At 72.2% G+C, this 18,071-nt stretch carries 17 protein-coding genes; 3 read left to right on the forward strand and 14 right to left on the reverse strand.

Annotated features, from left to right (window positions below):
• The first annotated feature begins 42 nt into the window (after positions 1-42).
• On the forward strand, positions 43-1,179 hold the full coding sequence (locus tag AB0637_RS02120; RefSeq protein ID WP_366169509.1) for a citrate synthase: 1,137 nt from the start codon (positions 43-45) through the stop codon (positions 1,177-1,179).
• A 40-nt stretch (positions 1,180-1,219) separates the two neighbouring features.
• Complete coding sequence (locus AB0637_RS02125) at positions 1,220-2,272, forward strand: LacI family DNA-binding transcriptional regulator (protein WP_366169510.1); 1,053 nt, start codon at positions 1,220-1,222, stop codon at positions 2,270-2,272.
• Between the two features lie 19 nt (positions 2,273-2,291).
• Here the strand turns inward: AB0637_RS02125 and AB0637_RS02130 are convergent, their stop codons facing one another.
• The 13 genes from AB0637_RS02130 to AB0637_RS02190 all read right to left on the reverse strand — a co-directional run bounded on the left by AB0637_RS02130 (position 2,292) and on the right by AB0637_RS02190 (position 14,802).
• Positions 2,292-3,131 (reverse strand): ABC transporter permease, encoded by an 840-nt coding sequence (locus AB0637_RS02130; protein ID WP_366169511.1) that lies wholly within the window; start codon positions 3,129-3,131, stop codon positions 2,292-2,294.
• On the reverse strand, positions 3,128-4,099 hold the full coding sequence (locus AB0637_RS02135) for an ATP-binding cassette domain-containing protein (protein ID WP_366169512.1): 972 nt from the start codon (positions 4,097-4,099) through the stop codon (positions 3,128-3,130). Before AB0637_RS02135 ends, AB0637_RS02130 begins: the two co-directional genes overlap by 4 nt.
• Positions 4,100-4,352: 253 nt before the next feature.
• The gene (locus tag AB0637_RS02140; RefSeq protein WP_366169513.1) at positions 4,353-4,706 is read right to left on the reverse strand and encodes an Lsr2 family protein; all 354 of its coding nucleotides are present in this window, start codon (positions 4,704-4,706) and stop codon (positions 4,353-4,355) included.
• Positions 4,707-4,829: 123 nt separating this feature from the next.
• The gene (locus AB0637_RS02145) at positions 4,830-5,033 is read right to left on the reverse strand and encodes a hypothetical protein (protein ID WP_366169514.1); all 204 of its coding nucleotides are present in this window, start codon (positions 5,031-5,033) and stop codon (positions 4,830-4,832) included.
• 43 nt (positions 5,034-5,076) lie between these two features.
• Positions 5,077-6,591: a lysine--tRNA ligase gene (gene lysS, locus AB0637_RS02150; protein ID WP_366169515.1), complete on the reverse strand. Its 1,515-nt coding sequence runs from the start codon at positions 6,589-6,591 to the stop codon at positions 5,077-5,079.
• Between the two features lie 32 nt (positions 6,592-6,623).
• Positions 6,624-7,466, reverse strand: coding sequence for a pantoate--beta-alanine ligase (gene panC, locus AB0637_RS02155; protein WP_366169744.1), 843 nt, complete (start codon positions 7,464-7,466; stop codon positions 6,624-6,626).
• A 26-nt stretch (positions 7,467-7,492) separates the two neighbouring features.
• Entirely contained in the window at positions 7,493-8,365 is an 873-nt protein-coding gene (locus tag AB0637_RS02160) for a DUF2520 domain-containing protein (RefSeq protein ID WP_366169516.1), read from the reverse strand.
• A gap of 228 nt (positions 8,366-8,593) precedes the next feature.
• Positions 8,594-9,883, reverse strand: a complete 1,290-nt coding sequence (locus AB0637_RS02165; protein WP_366169517.1) for a Gfo/Idh/MocA family oxidoreductase — start codon at positions 9,881-9,883, stop codon at positions 8,594-8,596.
• Positions 9,880-10,425, reverse strand: a complete 546-nt coding sequence (gene rfbC / locus AB0637_RS02170) for a dTDP-4-dehydrorhamnose 3,5-epimerase (protein ID WP_366169518.1) — start codon at positions 10,423-10,425, stop codon at positions 9,880-9,882. Before rfbC ends, AB0637_RS02165 begins: the two co-directional genes overlap by 4 nt.
• Entirely contained in the window at positions 10,422-11,471 is a 1,050-nt protein-coding gene (locus AB0637_RS02175) for an SDR family oxidoreductase (protein ID WP_366169519.1), read from the reverse strand. The genes rfbC and AB0637_RS02175 overlap by 4 nt, the downstream gene beginning before the upstream one ends.
• Before the next feature lie 25 nt (positions 11,472-11,496).
• On the reverse strand, positions 11,497-12,309 hold the full coding sequence (locus tag AB0637_RS02180; RefSeq protein ID WP_366169520.1) for a glucose-1-phosphate cytidylyltransferase: 813 nt from the start codon (positions 12,307-12,309) through the stop codon (positions 11,497-11,499).
• Positions 12,310-12,556: 247 nt separating this feature from the next.
• On the reverse strand, positions 12,557-13,726 hold the full coding sequence (locus AB0637_RS02185) for a glycosyltransferase family 4 protein (RefSeq protein WP_366169521.1): 1,170 nt from the start codon (positions 13,724-13,726) through the stop codon (positions 12,557-12,559).
• Positions 13,723-14,802 carry a glycosyltransferase gene (locus tag AB0637_RS02190; RefSeq protein WP_366169522.1) on the reverse strand — a complete coding sequence of 360 codons (1,080 nt, stop codon included), beginning with the start codon at positions 14,800-14,802 and terminating at the stop codon, positions 13,723-13,725. Before AB0637_RS02190 ends, AB0637_RS02185 begins: the two co-directional genes overlap by 4 nt.
• 492 nt (positions 14,803-15,294) lie before the next feature.
• On the opposite strand from AB0637_RS02190, the gene AB0637_RS02195 reads away from it, so the two are divergent.
• The gene (locus AB0637_RS02195; RefSeq protein ID WP_366169523.1) at positions 15,295-16,284 is read left to right on the forward strand and encodes a glycosyltransferase family 2 protein; all 990 of its coding nucleotides are present in this window, start codon (positions 15,295-15,297) and stop codon (positions 16,282-16,284) included.
• A gap of 93 nt (positions 16,285-16,377) precedes the next feature.
• Here AB0637_RS02195 and AB0637_RS02200 read toward each other — a convergent pair whose 3' ends face one another.
• Positions 16,378-17,994: a malectin domain-containing carbohydrate-binding protein gene (locus tag AB0637_RS02200; RefSeq protein WP_366169524.1), complete on the reverse strand. Its 1,617-nt coding sequence runs from the start codon at positions 17,992-17,994 to the stop codon at positions 16,378-16,380.
• Positions 17,995-18,071 lie beyond the last annotated feature (77 nt).

Here is an 18,071-nt window from a genome sequence, read left to right on the forward strand (position 1 = left end):
CCGGACCTTGACCGACCGGGGTCAACGTTGATCGGATCAACCGTGGAGCGGACCCCCACCCCGTCGTCGGTCCCCCTGTCGTCGGCCCCCCTGTCGTCGGCCGAGGCGGCGCACCGGCTCGGGGTCCGGCGCGCGACGCTCTACGCCTACGTCAGCCGCGGACTGCTGCACGCCCACCGCACCCCCGGCGGCAGCCTCTTCGACCCCGCCGAGGTGGACGCACTCGCGGCGCGGGGCCGCAACCGCCCGGTGGGGGCGGTGGAGACGGTGCGCACCGAGCTGACGTCCCTCGACGACGACCGGCTGCGCTACCGCGGGCAGGACGCCGTCGCGCTCTCGCGCACGCACTCCTTCGAGGCCGTCGCCCGACTGCTGTGGACGGGCGCCGCCCGACCGGGTCGCTTCGCCGCCGACCCCGCCCTCACGGCGGGAGTCGAGGCGGTCCTGGCGGCGCTGCCGACGGGAACGCGCCCGGCCGCCCGGTTGCGGGTGGCCGTCGCGGCGGCCGGGGCGCTCCTGCCGCCCGGGGGGCCGGTCCCGGGGCCGTCGGAGGCCGAACCGCTGCTGGCTGCCGTCCTGGACCGCGGGCACGGCGTCGCCGCGACCGTCGACGAGGTGCTGGGGGTGCCCGGTGACTGGGGAGCGGCGCTCGTGCTGCTGGCCGACCACGGCCTCGCGGTCTCGACGGTGGCCGCGCGGGTGGCGGCGAGCGCGCGGGCTCCCCTGCCGGCCGTCCTGGGGGCGGCCCTCGGTGCGGCGGACGGGCCGCTGCACGCGGGGGCCTCGCGGGTGGCCCACGCCTTCCTGCTGCAGGTCCTGCAGGACGGACCGGTCGGCGCACTGGCCGGGCTGGACGGTCGCCTCCCGCCGGGCTTCGGGACGGTCGTCCACACGCGCGCCGACCCGCGGGCCGAGGCCCTGCTGGACGCGCTGCCGCCGGGGGAGGTCGCCGACGCCGTCCCGGCCCTGCTCGTGCACGTCCTGCGCGCCCACGGCGCCGGCGCCTACCCGAACGTCGACCTCGCGCTGGCGGCACACGCGGTCGTCCACAGGCTCGGGCCAGGCGCCGGGGAGTTCGTCTTCGCGGTCGCCCGGACGGCGGGCTGGGTGGCGCACGCCCTGGAGGAGTACCGCGCTCCGGCGCTGCGGTTCCGGGTCCGCGGACTTCACGGAACGTGATGTATCTAGAACAATCGGGTTAGCATCCAGCGTGGCAGCTGTGAGCATCAAGGAAGTCGCGGCGCGGGCCGGTGTCTCCATCGGGACCGTCAGCAACGTCCTCAACCGACCCGACAACGTGACCGAGTCGAACCGCCTGCGGGTGCAGGAGGCCATCGAGGAACTCGGCTACGTCCGCAACGAGTCGGCCCGGCAGCTGCGGGTGGGCCGCAGCCGGTTCCTCGCGCTCGTCGTGCTCGACATCGCCAACCCGTTCTTCACCCAGCTGGCCCGCGGCGCCGAGCTGTCGGCCGAGGCCGGCGGGCACACCCTGCTGCTGTGCAGCAGCGCCGAGGACGCCGCCCGGGAACGACGGCACCTGGAGGTGCTGCAGCAGCAACGGGTCGCGGGCATCGTCCTGTCCCCCGTCGACACCTCCGCGGAACGCCTCACCGAGCTGGCCCGCCTCGACGTCCCGCTCGTCCTGCTCGACCACAGCGACCCGGACGGGACGACCCCGTCGGTGTCCGTGGACGACGTCGAGGGCGGCCGGCTGGCCGTCGCGCACCTGCTGGCCGCCGGCCACCGCCGCATCGCCGTGGTCGGCGGGCCCCGGGGGTTCCTGCAGGTCGAGGAGCGGATCGCGGGGGCCCGCCGTGCCGTCGCCGACGCCGGCCTGCCGCAGGACGTCCTCGTCGAGGTCGAGGTCCCGGCGATGCACCTGGAGAACGGTCGGGCGGTCGGCGCGACGCTGGACTCCTGGGGTCGGCCGGAGCGGCCGACCGCCGTGTTCTGCCTCAACGACCTGCTGGCGCTCGGGGTCCTGCGGGAGGTCGTCCACCGGGGCCTGAAGGTCCCCCAGGACCTCGCCCTCGTCGGCTACGACGACATCGCCTTCGCGGCGGCCGCCACCGTCCCGCTCACGTCCGTCCGGCAGCCCACCGACCTGCTGGGCCGCTCGGCGGTGGAACTGCTGCTGGCCCGCGCGGCCGGCGACACGGGGCCGGGTGGGGGCGAGCGGACGGTGGACGTGCGCGACGACCCGCCGGTCGTGGTGCCGGACCGGCGGGTCGTCTACCTGCCCGAACTCGTGGTCCGGGCCTCCTCGTCGTGAAGGGTCCCGTCCCGAGGACTCACACGTCCCGGCTGCGCAGGGCGAGTGCGCCCAGCCCGAGCAGGACGGCGACCCACACCACGAACATCCCGAACCCGACGCCCGCGGACAGGTAGCTGTCGCTCTGGCTGACCGTCGTCGCGTTCTGGATGGTGTTGTTGAACCAGAACTCCCGGATCCTGTCCCCACCCCAGGAGTCGGGGATCGGCATGAGCAGCAGCGGCAGCACGAAGATGGCCGCGACGACCGTGCAGATGCCGCCCGCGGAGTTCCGCAGCAGCGCACCGACCCCCAGGCCGGCCAGGGAGATGCCGACGAGCATCGCCACGTTCCCCAGCAGGGCCCGCACGACCCCGTCGTCCCCGATCGAGGAGCCGAGGTCACGGGTGTTCAGCACGGCCTGCCCGAGCAGGAACGCCACGAGGACGGCCACCCCGGTGACGACGGCGACGTTCACCGCGAGCACGACGGCCTTGGCCCCGAGGACGCCGAGCCGGCGCGGGGCCGTGACGACGGACGTGCGGATCATCCCGGTGGAGAACTCACCGGCGATGACGATGACGCCGACGGCCGCGACGATGAGCGTCCCCAGCTGCGCACCGGTCAGGCTGGCGCCCACACCGTCGAAACCCTGGGCGGCCATGGCCCGGGCGCCGTCCGCGCTGGACAGGGCGGACCGCGTCGCGAACGACGTCAGGACGCCGATCCCGATGATGGCGACGAAGGAGGCGACCATCGTCACGACGACGGACCGGACGCTCCAGAACTTGATCCACTCCGAGCGCACGAGCCCGGGGAACGTGACCCGGTGCTCGGTCGCCTGGAACTGCTGCCGCGGCAGCTGCTCGGTGGTGCTCATCGGACGACCTCCTGTCGCGCACGGGCGTCCGGCCCGGGGACCGCGAGCGGTCCACCCCCGGCCGGTCCGTGGGCCTGGTACTCGACGGCGTTCGCGGTGAGTTCCATGAAGGCCTCCTCCAGCGACGCCTTGACGGTGGTGAGTTCGTGCAGGGCGACACCGCGGCGGGCCGCGGCGTCCCCGATGCGTTCGGCGGACAGGTCGCGGACGTCGAAGCTGCCGTCGTCCAGCACCGTGAGCCGCCCGCCCTCGGCGACGACGAGTTCGCGCAGTTCCTCGACCTGGGGGGACCGGACGGTGACACCGCGCGGCTGCACGCGGTCGACGAACGCCTTGACGCTCTCGTCGGCGATGAGCCGGCCCTTGCCGATGACGACGAGGTGCTCGGCCGTCAGCGCCATCTCGCTCATGAGGTGCGAGGAGACGAACACGGCCCGGCCCTGGCGGGCGAGTTCCTTCATGAGGTTGCGGATCCACAGGATGCCGTCGGGGTCGAGACCGTTGACCGGCTCGTCGAACATGACCGTCGAGGGGTCCCCGAGCAGCGCCGAGGCGATGCCGAGGCGCTGGCCCATCCCGAGGGAGAACCCGCCGGCGCGCTTGCGGGCCACCTCGCCGAGGCCGACGAGGTCGATGACCTCGTCGACGCGCGAGCGCGGGATCCCGGCCGTGGCGGCCATGGCGAGCAGGTGCTTGTGCGCGGACCGGCCGGTGTGGACGGCCTTGGCGTCCAGCAGCGCCCCGACGGTGGACAGCGGGGCGCGGTGCGCGGCGAACGGCTTGCCGTCGACGAGCGCCTGTCCGGCGGTCGGACGGTCGAGGCCGACGATCATCCGCATGGTCGTGGACTTGCCGGACCCGTTGGGCCCGAGGAACCCGGTGACGATGCCCGGGCGCACGGTGAAGCTGAGGTCGTGCACGGCCACCTTCTTGCCGTAGACCTTGCGCAGGCCGACCGCCTCGATCATGGGGTGCCCTTCGGTGGTGGACGAGTGGGTGCTGGTCGCCGGGCCGCCCCGGTCACCGGGGGCCGCCGCGGCGGAACGACACGATCTTCACGCACCGTGACGAGCGGCCGCATCCACCGATGGGTGCACCGGGAGTCGGGCGGAGGGATGGTCCCCGTCCCCCGGCGGACCCCCGCCGTACGACGAAGGGCCCGACCACCGGCTGGTGGTCGGGCCCTTCGAGGGTCCTGCGCGGGTGTTGCGGTGGAGCTCGTCAGTGGGCCGCGTCGAAGGCCTGGAGGATCTCGGCGGAGATGCGGCCGCGGTCGGAGACCGTGTAGCCGTTCTCCCGCGCCCAGGTCCGGACCTCGCCCGTGTCGCGCTCGGGACCGCCGGCGCCCTTCGCGGCCGGTTTCGCGGTCGTGGACGAACGGCGGGCGGCGCCGGAGCGGCCGCCGACGCGGCGGGCGTGCCCGACCCACGGTGCGAAGGCGTCGCGCAGGGCGGACGCGTGCTCGTCGGACAGGTCGATCTCGTAGTTGACCCCGTCGAGGGCGAAGGTCACCGTCTCCGAGGCCTCACTGGCGTCGATGTCGTCGACGAGCAGGACCTGAACCTTCTGCGCCATCCGGGGCATTCCTCTCGAAGGAAGTGGACGACCGGATTCGCGAGTGCGCCGGTCGGCAACACTCTGGCCCTTTTCGCAGAGAAGGTCAAATCACTCGGGAATACCGCTTTTCGTGCCCCGACTTCAGACCGGGCGGTCGGTCTGACCGCTTTCCGCGCTCCCTTCCCGGGCGACGGCGGCGGGCAGCCCCCCGGTGCCGACGCGGTCGGCCCGGGCGCGACGAGCGGCGGCTCGCTCCCGGCGGTCCGCGTGCAGGATCGAGCGCATCAGGAGCACGAACAGCACAGCCAGACCCGCGGGGGGCAGGAGCGCGGCGAGGTAGTCCACGCCCCCAGGGTACGTCCGCCCCCGCCCTCCCCCGGGCCCGCCGTCAGCGGGGCTTGACCAGCGGGAACGTGATGGTCTCGCGGATTCCGAGGCCTGTGAGGGCCATGAGGAGCCGGTCGATCCCCATGCCCATGCCGCCCGTGGGGGGCATCCCGTGCTCCTGGGCGCGCAGGAAGTCCTCGTCGATCCGCATGGCCTCGTCGTCCCCGAGGTCGGCCAGCCGCGCCTGGTCGACGAAGCGCGCGCGCTGCACCACGGGGTCGACGAGTTCGGAGTACCCCGTCGCCAGCTCGAAACCGCGCACGTACAGGTCCCACTTCTCCACGACCCCCGGGATGCTGCGGTGCGAACGCACGAGCGGGGACGTCTCGACGGGGAAGTCGCGGACGAAGGTCGGCGTTTCCAGGGAATCACCGAGCTGGTGCTCCCAGAGTTCCTCGACGAGCTTTCCTCCCGTCCACCGGGCGGCGTCGACGGGAACCTCGAGCTTGGCCGCGACGGCGAGCAGGTGGTCGCGCGGGGTTTCCGGGGTGATCTCCTCACCGAGGGACTCCGACAACGACGGGTACATGGAGATGGACCGCCATTCCCCCCCGAGGTCGTACTCGGTGCCGTCGGCCCACGTCACGACGTGCGAGCCGAAGGCGGCCTGCGCGGCCTCCTGGACGATGGTCCGGGTCAGCGCGGCGATGGAGTCGTAGTCGCCCCAGGCCTCGTACGCCTCGAGCATCGCGAACTCGGGCGAGTGGGTGGAGTCGGCGCCCTCGTTGCGGAAGTTGCGGTTGATCTCGAAGACGCGCTCGATGCCGCCGACGACGAGCCGCTTGAGGAACAGTTCGGGCGCGATGCGCAGGTACAGGTCGGTGTCGAACGCGTTCGAACGCGTCACGAAGGGCCGGGCGCTGGCCCCACCGTGCAGCGTCTGGAGCATCGGCGTCTCGACCTCGAGGAACCCGCGGTCCTCCAGCGTCCGACGGACCGAGCGCACGACGTTCGAGCGCGCGCGCACGTTCTGCCGGGCCGCCTCCCGGACGATGAGGTCGACGTAGCGCTGCCGGACGCGGGTCTCCTCCGACAGTTCCTTGTGCAGGACCGGCAACGGGCGCAACGCCTTCGAGGCCATCTGCCAGGAGTCGGCGAGCACGGACAACTCCCCGCGCTTGGACGAGACGACCACCCCGTGCACGAACACGACGTCACCGAGGTCCACGTCGGACTTCCAGGCGGCGAGCGCGTCCTCGCCGACCCCGTCGCGCGAGACCATCGCCTGCAACCGGGTGCCGTCGCCCTCCTGGAGGGTCGCGAAGACGAGTTTGCCCGTGCCCCGCAGGAACACGACGCGGCCCGTCACCCCGACCTCGTCGGTCGTCTCCTCGCCGGCCTCGAGGTGCTCGTAGCGGGCGCGCAGGTCGGCCAGCGACGTCGTCCGCGGCACCGAGACGGGGTAGGCCTCACCGCCGCCGGCGATGATCCGGTCCCGCTTCTCGCGGCGGACCCGGACCTGTTCGGGCAGGTCCTCGAACTCGTCCTCGGGCAGGTCGGGCGTCTGGTCGCTCACGCGCCCCAGGCTAGTGGGGAGCGGTGGGTCCCTCAGTCCGCCGGGTGACCCACGACGAGGGGGGCGTTGTCGATGAGACGGGTGGAACCCACGCGGGCCGCGACGGCGAGCAGCGCGTCGCCCCGGAAGTGCTCGGGCACGTCGGCGAGGTCGTGCGGGTCGACGAGGGCGAGGTAGTCCACGCGCGCGGCGGGTTCGGCGACGAGGACGTCGCGCGCGGCCCGCCGCACGGCCGAGGGCCCCTCGGGCGCCGCGGCTCGGCCGGCCGCCAGGGCGCGCTGCAGCACGAGGGCGACCTCGCGGTCGAAGGGGGTGAGGTAGCGGTTGCGGCTCGACATCGCGAGCCCGTCGTCCTCGCGGACCGTCGGGACCGAGACGATCTCCACGCCGAGGTCGAGGTCGCGCACCATGCGCCGCACGAGCAGCAGCTGCTGGGCGTCCTTCTGCCCGAAGAACGCCAGGTCGGCGCGCGTCAGGTGCAGGAGCTTGGCCACGACCGTCAGGACGCCGTCGAAGTGGCCGGGGCGGCTGGCGCCCTCCAGCACCTCACCGAGGGGGCCTGCGGCCACCCGAACCCCCGGGGTGCCGTCGGGGTAGACGACGTCGGGGCCGGGGGCGAACACGACGTCCGCGCCGTTCTCCGCGGCCAGCGCCAGGTCGGAGTCGAGGGTGCGCGGGTAGCGGGCGAGGTCCTCGTTCGGCCCGAACTGCAGGGGGTTGAGGAAGACGGTGACCAGGACCGAGGACGCGCGGCCCCGGGCCTCGCGGATGAGCCGGGCGTGCCCGGCGTGCAGGGCGCCCATGGTCATGACGACCGCGACGGGGCCGGTGAGCGCGTCGCGGGCGGCGGCGAGCTCGGAGCGGGTGCGGGCCACGGTGAGGGCGGCGGTCGGGGTGGTGCTCACGGTTCTCCTGCGGTGAGTTCGGACCGCACCGCGGCGGCCGCGGTGGGGGTGAGGCGTCCTGCGGCCTGCGCGCGGTCGGCGGCGACGCCGGCGAGCTGGGCGTAGGTGGCGGCGGTGGCCGGGTCGAGCGCCCCGAGCACGCGCAGGTGGGTGGCCACCGTCCCGGCGTCGCCCCGGGCGACGGGTCCGGTGAGGACGGCATCGCCGTCGCGCAGGGCGTTCTCGAGCGCGGCCTGCAGCAGCGGGCGCAGCACGCGCTCGGCGTCCTCCCCCACCGCCGCCCGCGCGGCGTCGACGGCCTGCGCCACCAAGGTCACGAGGTGGTTCGCCCCGTGGGCCAGGGCCGCGTGGTACAGCGGGCGGTCGGCGTCGGCCACGACGACGGGGGTGGCGCCCCACTCGCGGACGAGGGCGTCCGCGACGGGGGCCAGCACGGGCGGGGTCGTGACGGCGACGGCCGCGCCCACGAGGCGCTGCAGGTCCAGGGAGGTGCCCGTGAAGGTCATGGCCGGGTGCAGCGCCAGGGTGAGCGCGCCGCGCCGGGCGGCCGGTTCGAGGACGCCGAGGCCGTGCAGCCCGCACGTGTGGACGACGAGCTGCCCCGCGCGCACGTTCGGCGCGAGCTCGGCCACCAGCGGGCCCAGGACGTCGTCCGGGACCGCGAGCAGGACGAGGTCGGCGGCGAAGGCGTCTGCCGGCTCGATCCAGGGGACGTCGGGCAGCAACGCCTCGACGCGTTCGGCGGCCTGCCGCGTCCGGGCAGCGACGCCCGTGAGGCGGTGACCGGCGGCCCGCAGCGCGGCCCCCAGGACCGGCCCCACCCGCCCGGCCCCGACGACCGCGACGTCGAGCCGTCCTGCGGAGTTCACGTCGGCGACCCTAACGCGATCCCCCGGGGGCGCCGAACGGCCCCGGCGGGGGTGGCTCGTCGACGCCGCCGGCTCAACCTACGAGCGCGATGCGTCAACGAGCCCAACCCCGCGGAACGCCGAACGGCCCCGGCGGGGGTGGCTCGTTGACGCCGCCGGCTCAACCAATGAGCGCGATGCGTCAACGATCCCAACCCCGCAGGGGCCGTTCGGGACGTGCGGAGGTGCTCAGCGCCCGAGGAGCGCGGCCTGCTCGACGCGGAGCGCGTCGATGAGCCGGCCCTGCGGGAGCACGACGTCGTCGTACGTCAGGACCTGGTCCTTCGTCACGTCGCGACGCAGCACGCAGCCCTCGGCCACGCCCATGGGCAGGAGGTTCCCCGCCTTCGTCGCCGCGTACGTCTCGGCCACGCCGTAGGTGTCGTACCCGCCGAGACGGTCGATCTCCTTGCCGGCGGCCAGGTCGGTCTTGGCCGTCGTGACGACCTCGACCTTCACCTCGTCGCCCGGCACGATCGCGGCGTCGCCGAAGATCACCGCGCGGGCGACGGTCAGCGGCACCTCGAAGTGGCACAGGTGGTACGGCGTGTAGAACGAGTACAGCGGCCCGGTGCCGAGCTTGTACAGGTTCAGGTAGTGCTGCTGCTTGGGGTCGTCGTGCGTCCCGAGGACGTAGACGCCGGGGCCCGGCTTGGACCCGACGACGTAGTCCACGACGCCGCCGAGCTCCTTGAGCTGGTCCACGTCGTACATCGTCGTCAGCTCGTCGACGTGCCCGCGGTGGTCGGCGCCGCGCATGCCGCGCTTCTCCACGCTGAACCCCGCCGCGTTGGCGACGAGGGCCTGCTCGAACGACACCTTCGTGCCGTCGGCGAAGCTCGTCACCATGTAGGGGTCCTGCCCCCACTGCTTGGCGAAACCCTCCTGCGTGGTGGGGTTGCGGTACTCGTCCTGCAGACCCTTGATGTTCCCCGACACCAGCGGCGTGACGCCGATGGAGCGCACGAAGCGGATGAGGTTCATCTGGACGCCGGGCTGGTCGCCGTCGCAGCCGGTGTAGACGACACCGGCCTTCTCGGCGCGGGTCCGCAGCGCGAGGCCGGCGGTCCCGTCGACCTCGGCGTTCAGCAGGACGATGTGCTTGCCCGCCTCGATGGCCCGGACGACGACGTGCGCGCCGTACTCGGTGTTGCCCGTCGCCTCGACGACGGCCTCGACCTGGCCCGCGTCGACGACGGCCTCGTAGGAGGCCGATACGACGGGCTTGCCCTGCGCGATGGCCTTGTCGACCGCTGCGGCGTCGTCGGCCTCGACCACACCGGTGACCCCGGCCTGCTCGTAGGCGTCGCGCGCCTTGGACACGGTGCGGTTGGCGATCGCGACGAGTTCCATGCCGGGCACGGAGTTCACGACCTGGTTGACGAACCCGCGGCCCATGAACCCGGCACCGACGAGGGCGACGCGGATGGGGCGCCCCTCGGCCTGCCGGCGCTTGAGCGCGTTGTCCACGATGATCACGACAGCTGCGCCCCGTCCGCCAGCAGCGTCCAGCTCGCGTCCTTGTCGCTGATGACGGCCACGTCCCGCGCCCAGGGCAGGGCGAGGTCGGGGTCGTCGTACCGCAGACCGCGTTCGGTGCCCGGGGTGTAGCTCTGGGACACCTGGTAGACGACCTCGGCGCCGTCGGTCAGCGTGAGGTAGCCGTGGGCGAAGTACTCCGGCACGTAGAGCGCCGTGCGGTTCTGCGCGGACAGCTCCACCGCGACGTGCTGGAACCGCGTGGGCGAGTCCGGGCGCAGGTCGACGATGATGTCCTGGATCGCGCCGGCCGTGCAGCGCACGAGCTTGGCCTCGGGCGCGGGGTCGACCTGCGTGTGCATGCCGCGCAGCGTCCCGGCCTTGTGGTTGTACGAGAGGTTGCACTGCTCGACCGCCGGGTTCAGCCCCGCCTCGAGGAACTCCTCGCGGCAGAAGGACCGGGCGAAGAACCCGCGGTCGTCCGCGCGCTCCTCGAGGTCGATGATCGCGACACCCTCGATGTGGGTGGTCCGGAACTTCACTGGGCGATCCCCGAGGTCGGCTGGACGCGCCAGAACAGCTCCTTGTCGAGCTGCTCGGTGCTGATGAGGTGCTCGAGCTGCTTGAGCCGGGTGTGGCCGCGGCCGGTGAACGTCGCCTCGTCGAGGTCGATCGCCTTGAAGACGTCGACCAGCTGCTGGGCGCCCTTGTCGGCGTTCCAGTCGCACGAGAAGCCCTCGAGGGTCGCGTGGATCTTGTCGAAGTTCACCTTGTAGCTGCGGTTGTCCCCGCCGTTGCTCTGCCCGAAGGTGATCTCGGCCTCGGGCAGCGCCCGGCCGACGGCCTCGGCGATCTCGCGGACGCGGTAGACCTGCTCGGAGTCGCCCACGTTGAAGACCTCGTTGTGGACCTTCTCGCGCGGGGCGTCCAGGACGGCGCGGATCGACTTGGCGATGTCGAGGCCGTGCACGAGCGGGCGCCAGGGCGAACCGTCGGAGGTCATGGCGATCTTGCCGGTCGTGTAGGCCAGACCGGCGAGGTTGTTCAGCACGATGTCGAAGCGCTGGCGCGGCGAGGCCCCGTACGCGGTCGCGTTGCGCATGAACGTCGGAGAGAAGTCGTCGTCGGCCAGCGGCGCGACGTCGCGCTCGACGAGCGCCTTGCACTCGGCGTAGGCGGTCTGCGGGTTCACGGCCGACGTCTCGTCGACGGTGTCCTCGGCCACGCCGTAGACGGAGCAGCTCGACATGTAGACGAACCGGGAGACCCCGGCGGCCTTGGCGGTCTCGGCCAGGCGGACGGACCCCTTGTGGTTCACCACGTAGGTGACGTCGGGGATCAGCTCACCGAGCGGGTCGTTGGACAGCTCGGCCATGTGCACGACGGCGTCGGCGCCGGCGAGGTCCTCCACGGTGACGTGGCGGATGTCCTTGGCCAGCGTCTCGACCGAGGCGGTGACGCCGTTGTAGAGCCAGCCCTGCTTGTAGTAGCCGGTGTCGATGCCGAGCACCGAGTGGCCGGCGTCGAGCAGGGTGGGAGCGAGCAGGGCGCCGAGGTAACCCTCGGTCCCGGTGACGACGATCTTCACAGCAGTTCTCCGGTTCTCGAGGGTCTCAGTCTTCCCAGGTCTTCCACGGCGCCTTGCCGGAGTCCCAGAGCTTGTTGAACTCGGTCCACTCGCGGAACGTGTCCATGCCCAGCCAGTAGCCCTCGTGCTGGGAGACCGTCAGCTGGCCGTCGCGGGCGACGGTCTGCAGCGGCTTCTGCTCGAGCATCATGTCCGGGTCGTCCTCGAGGTACTTGTCCGCGAAGGCGCGGTCGAAGACGAAGAACCCGCCGTTGACCCAGCCGTCGGCCAGGGTCGGCTTCTCGTTGAACTCGGTGACGGTGTCGCCGGTGACGTGCATCTCGCCGTAGCGCGAGCTCGGGTGCACGGCCGTCACCGTGGCCAGGCGGCCGCCGGCCTCGTGGTCGCGCAGGGTCTTGAGGATGTCGACGTCGCCGAGGCCGTCGCCGTAGGTCAGGACGAACTTGTCGGCGGTCAGGTGCTGCTCGACGCGCTTGATGCGGGCCGCCGTCGCGGTCGTCAGACCGGTCTCGACGAACGTCACGTCCCAGTCCTCCTGCACCCCGTTGGTGTGGAAGGTCGGCGCGTCCTGGGTCGACAGGTTCAGCGTGAAGTCGCCGGCGTTGATGCGGTAGTCGAGGAAGTAGCGCTTGATGAGGTCGCTCTTGTACCCCAGGCACAGCACGAACTTCCGGAAACCGTACGAGCTGTACAGCTTCATGATGTGCCAGAGGATCGGCCGTCCGCCGATGTCCACCAGCGGCTTGGGCAGCTTCTCGCTGGCCTCGCGCAGTCGGGTGCCCATGCCACCGCAGAGGATGACGACGGGGATCTCGGAGACGGGAGTGGCCTCGGTCATGTCTTCCCTCACTCGAACCTGATCGGTCGGATCTCGTCGGTGCGGGCGCCTTGCGCCCGCGACCGTCCGTGGGGGAACTGCGCACCAGTCGCGTCGTGCGCGTGGGAACTCCGGTGGCGGTCCGAACCCCCCACGAATCCGAGCCACCGGTTTCCCGCCGAGGTGCTGCCGCGAGATTACTACAGGCGGACGAACACGGAGCGTGAGATTGGGCGAAGCGGGTGACGACGGACCCCGTTCGCGAGAATCATCGACGAATCGTCGACAAGAGGTCACGCAGCGGAGTCATCGCGGATTCCCACGAGAACGACTGCGCCACGTCGGCCGCGGCGGACCCGAGTTTCGCGGCCTGCTCGGTGTCCTCCAACAGCTCCACGAGGGCGTCGGCGAAGGCCGGCGCCCCGTCGGCGACGCGCAGCACGTCGCGGTGCTCCTCGAGCCCTTCGAGCCCGAGGGTGGTGGTGACGACCGCCCGGCCCCGCGAGAGGGCCTCGACGAGCTTGATCTTCGTGCCGCCGCCGGACAGCAGCGGCACGACGCACACGTCGGCGCGGTCGTAGAAGGGGTCGACGGAGGCGACGTCGGAGTGGAACTCCACTCCGCCGGGTTCACCGGTCGGACGCGGGTGCACCGCAGAAACCCCCCGGCCCACCGCGAGGAACCGTGCCGACGGGACCCGTTCGAGGACCTGCGGCCACACCTCGTCGAGGAACCAGCGCAGCGCGGCCTTGTTGGGGCCGTAGTCGACCGCGCCGACGAACAGCGCGGTGCGCGTGGCCGGCGGGACCGTCGGGACGTGCGCGACGGCACTCACCCCGTTGGGCACGAAGGTGCTGTCGATCCCGTGCGAGGACAGGACCTCCTGGTCCTTGCGGCTGCACGCCGTCACGTGCTCGGCCCGCGTGGCGACGGCGAACTCGAACCGGCGGAACCGCGCGACCTCGGGCGCCAGCACCCGGCCGGCCAGCGGCCGTTCGGTGCGCAACCGGCGCGCGACGAGGTCGGACTCGACGTTGTGCAGGTCGAGGACGTCGATGCGCACGTCCCCGGGGACGTTGACGGCCATCTGCGGGAAGTCGACGTGCACGACGTCACGGGCACGCACCCCCGCGGCCAGCAGGTCGTGGACCTGGCGGGAGAACCACTTGCCCGCGAAGAGCGAACCCCGCAGGACCGCACCCGGGGTGGGCTTCGGCGCCTCGACCTCGTGGACCGTGACGTGGGCCGGGAGGACCTCCCGCCAGCCGGGCCACCGGCCGAACCCGACCACGTGGACGTGGTCGAAGGACGCGGCGTAGGCGTCGATGACGGCGCGGACCCGCTGCCGCCCACCGGAATCGGTGCTCGCCGGCAGCTGCTTGGCGAGCACCCACGCCGTGCGCCCGGCCGTGCCCCCGGACGTCGGCTCAGCGGTCAACGGGTGCGCTTCTTCCACGCACCCGAGCGCGAACGGCCGAGGGCGCGCGGGATGGAGAGCGCGAAGATGACCGGCGGCATCCCGACGGCCTGACCGAGCACGCGCAGCGGCGCGGCGGCCTTGCCCTGCAGCTTGTCGCCCTTGAGGTAGGCCGCGACGGACACGGCCTCACCGAGCAGGAAGAGCTGGCTGTAGCGGTTCTTCGGCCGGGCCAGGCAGGCGGCGGTCAGCGTGAGCTGGGCCGCGGGACCCAGCGTCGAACGCCACCCCTTGTGCATGGCGAAGTGCAGGAACTTGTCGTCCCCGGACAGGAACGAGCGACGGAAACCCCAGAACAGGCGCAGCTGACCGCTCATGATGCGGACGCGCCGTTCGAGCTGGTCGTTGCGGGGCGCGGAGTCCTCGATCGCGACGCACTCGGGCACGACGCCGACGTTCAGCCCGCGCCGGGCGAAGTCGAAGGCGAGGAACAGGTCGTCGTTGAGGACCGAGCCGGGGATGGGCCGGAACGACTCGCGCCGCAGCGCGACGGCCTCGCCCACGAGCGCGAGCGACCCGCCGCGGCCGGCCTCGGTCTGCTTGATCCAGTTCTCGTAGCGCCAGTACAGGCCCTCGTCGGCCGCACCGGACTCCTTGCGGACGCCGGAGGCCAGGTGCAGGTCGGTGGCGACGCGGTCGATGAGCGCGCGCAGTCCCTCGCCCGGCACGAACGCGTTGGCGTCGAGCAGGACGACGATGTCGGCCTTGGAGTTCTCGACCCCGCGGTTCACGGCCGCGGCCTTGCCGGCGCGGGTGGGCGACCAGTCGACGCGGCAGCCGAGGTGCTCGGCAGCCGCACGGGTCTTCTCGTCCTCGTCGACGACGATCGTGATGCGGTCCAGCGGAACGCCTTCGGCCAGCAGCTGCGGGACGGTCTCGGCCAGGATGCTCGCCTCGCCGAACGCCGGGATGAGCACGTCGACGTCGTCCCACGTCCAGCCGGCCTCGCCCGCGCGCGGGCGGACGGGGCTGCGCGGCGCGAAGCGCTCGCTGGCGAGCAGGTACAGCGGGTACATGACGTGACCGGCGAAGGACATGACGGTCAGCGCACTGACGGTCGGACTCGGTCGACCAAGTTTCACGTGTGGAACCCCCCAGACGAACGTCCGGAGCGGTGAAATCCCCCGGCCTGCCGGCCGTTGGACCCCCCTCACCGCCCCTGTGACCCCCGCGCAGTCCGCGGGTGGTCCGGGCATTCTTGCAAGGGCGGGACACGCTGAGCAACAAGGCCTTTGCGTATCTAACCAATCACTCTGGGTAGTTCCTGGTGGCCTCGTGAAACACTTCCACAAAGTCGTGACGCCCTGTTGTTGCAGGTCAGCGCGGAGTGACGAGTTTGCGCCTCGTCCGTGCCCGGAGACGGGAAACCACCCGTTCGCCACGGACGGTCACCCTTCAGGACGCCCCGCAGGGGTCCACACTGGACCCTCGGTGAGTGGGACGACCACCACCGGAACGGACCAGCCGGGGCCTGTGCCCACGGTCGGTCCGGACGGGGGAAGCACCGGAAGGGGACGGGCGGAGTGAGCGTGGACGTCACGAAGGACACGGGGCAGGACACGGAGCAGGACACCGGGCGGGGCACCGCGCCGGCGGCGGGACTCGAGCACGACGTCGAGCTCGTGCTCGTCAGCTACCGCAGCGCCCACCAGATCCGCGCCCTGCTCGCCGGGCTCCCCGACGACCTGCCGGTCGTCGTGGTCGACAACGCCTCCGACGTCGACGGGCTCTCCCGGTTGCCGGCCGAGCGCCCCGCGACCCGCTACGTCGACTCCGGCGGCGGCAAGGGCTTCGCCAAGGCCGCCAACATGGGCGCCCGCACCTCGACCCACGAGTACGTCGTCTTCGGCAACCCCGACTCCCGGCCCACGCTGGAGCACCTCGCCACGCTCGTGGCCGACGTCGCCGGGGACCCGGGGCTGGCCGCGTCCGCGGCGACGATGGCCGGCGTGAACGGGCACGTCGAGCTCGGGGTCGGCGGCTGGGAGCCCACGGCCGTCCGCGCCGTCGTCCACTCCGCCGGTCTGCACAAGCTCTTCCCGCGGGCGGGGCTGTACGCCAAGCCCGCCCCGGGCGAGGCCCTCGAGGTGGACTGGACCACGGGTGCCTGCATGGCGGTGCGCCGCAGCACCTTCGTCGAGCTGGGCTGCTTCGACGAGGACTTCTACGTCTACAACGAGGACATGATGTTCGGCCGCACGGCGCGGCAGGCGGGGCTGCGCGAGCGGCTCCGGACCGACGTCATCGTCCCGCACGCCGCGGGCGGCTCCGGGGCACCGAACCTGGAGATGCTGCGGCTGCGCGGGGCGGCCATGCGCCGCTACCTGGCCCGGCACCACTCCGGCGCGACGGTGCAGGGCATCAGCTCGGTCCTCGCCCTCGGCTACGCCGTCCGCACCCTGCAGTGCAAGGCCCTGCGCCGCCAGGACCGGGCCGCCCAGCACTGGGCCTACGTCAAGGGCGTCACGACGGGTCGCGCCTCGGTGGCCGGCCGCGTCGTCATGGAGCGCATCAAGTAGCCCGACCCCGGGACCGGACGCACGACGGCGCCCCCGCCGGCCAGGTGGTCACCTGGCCGACGGGGGCGCCGGGTCGTGCGGGGAGTCAGGACCTCAGAAGAGCTCGCGGTACTTCGCGGCCGAGTTCGGCATGCGCGTGCCGCCGTTGAGCAGCCAGCGCTTGGCGTCGATGTCGACGTTGAACTGCACCTCGTAGAGCAGCTGGCCCGCGCCGGTCCCGGCGTTGGCCTTGAAGAAGTCGTACATGCCCTGGACGTACGCGGGCGAGTCACCGTCGTCGGCGTTGCCGGACCACTCCGAGACCGCCAGCGGCAGGCCCTGGCTCTTGGCGAAGGCCAGGTGGGCGTTGATGCCCTTCGGCGCGCCGTACCCGTCCTTGTCCCACGACTGCTGCTGGAACTGCGCCAGCGTCGAGGCGTAGGGCCAGTTGTTGTAGTAGTCCACCGACAGGACGTCGACGTACTGCTTGCCCGGGAAGTACTTCGTCCAGTCCATGCCCGAGCCGTTGGTCTCCTTGTTGACGGAGAAGACCAGCTCGGCCTGGGGGAAGATCTGCTGCTGCAGCGCGCGGTAGCGCTTCCAGGACGTCATGAAGTCCTGGTAGTTGTTCTTGTTGACGCTCCAGGAGAACCAGTAGCCGTTCATCTCGTGGGCGAAGCGGATGTACATCGTGCCGTCGCGGTCGCCCCACAGCTGCTTGAGCTTGGTGAGCGAGGCGGCCCAGCGGGCGTCGAACTTCCCCGAGGCGGCCTGCGACCAGGTCTCGCCCGGGTCGATGCCGCCGACGGACATGTCCATCGAGCCGTTCCAGTTCCCGTACTCCGCGCCCTTCCACAGCGTGTAGAAGTTGGCGGAGTTGTCGGCGTTGCCGGCCCAGCTCGACACGATGTCGAGGTTGCTGCCGCGCCAGGAGCCGAACTGGCCGTTGGCCGCGCCGACCCCGGAGGACCCGGACATCCACTCGTGACCCGAGACGTTCGTCGTCGCGGGACGCGGGGTCGTGGTCGGCGGGGTCGTGACGGGCGGGATCGACACGGGCGGGGTGGTCGTGGGCGGCGGGGTCACGGGGGTGGTGGGAGGCGGCGTGGTCACGACGGGGGTGGGGTTGGTCGGGCGGGGGCCGGGGCTGACGACGACGCCACCGCCGGGGGCGGGGGTGGTGGTGCCGCCCGCCGGCTGGACGAGGATCGCGTCGACGGTGGCCCAGTTGCGGGTCTGCGAGAAGCCCAGGTTGAGCGTGCCGTCGGCCACGGTGACCGAGAACTTCTTGTCCAGGGCCCGGTTCTTGCCGACCTCGGCGAAGATGTCGAGGTTGTTGATGACGCTGCGGCCCTCGGCGGTGACCGAGAAGACGCGGGCACCCGCCTGGGTCCAGTACGTCTCGGCCGTCTTGAGGGTGACGTCGTAGGTGCCGTTGGGGACCTTCGCGCTCCAGCCCTTCATGCCGAAGTGCTCGGACTGGTACAGCTTGGCGTCCGTCGTGCCCGCGATGGCGGACGACGTGACGTTGGCGTTCTGCCAGCCGCCGTCGAAGCCGGAGTCGGCGGACCAGACGTTGCCGCCGGCGTCGGTGTAGGCGCCGCGCTGGGTGCTGACGCGCAGCGTGGGGGCGTCGGCGGCGCTCGCCGCGGTGACGGCGGCGGTCGTGAGCCCGCTGGCGACGGTGGCGACGGCGGCAGTGCTGAGAAGGAACTTCGAAAGCTTGCTCATCGGGGTGGATCAACCTCGCTGTGCTCAGGGCGCCTCCGCGGGGGGAGCGGGGGTGCCGAGTTGGCCCGTTCGGGGTG

Origin of the sequence: Kineococcus sp. NPDC059986 (assembly GCF_040702905.1) — a bacterium.
In the GTDB taxonomy this organism is placed as follows: domain Bacteria; phylum Actinomycetota; class Actinomycetes; order Actinomycetales; family Kineococcaceae; genus Kineococcus.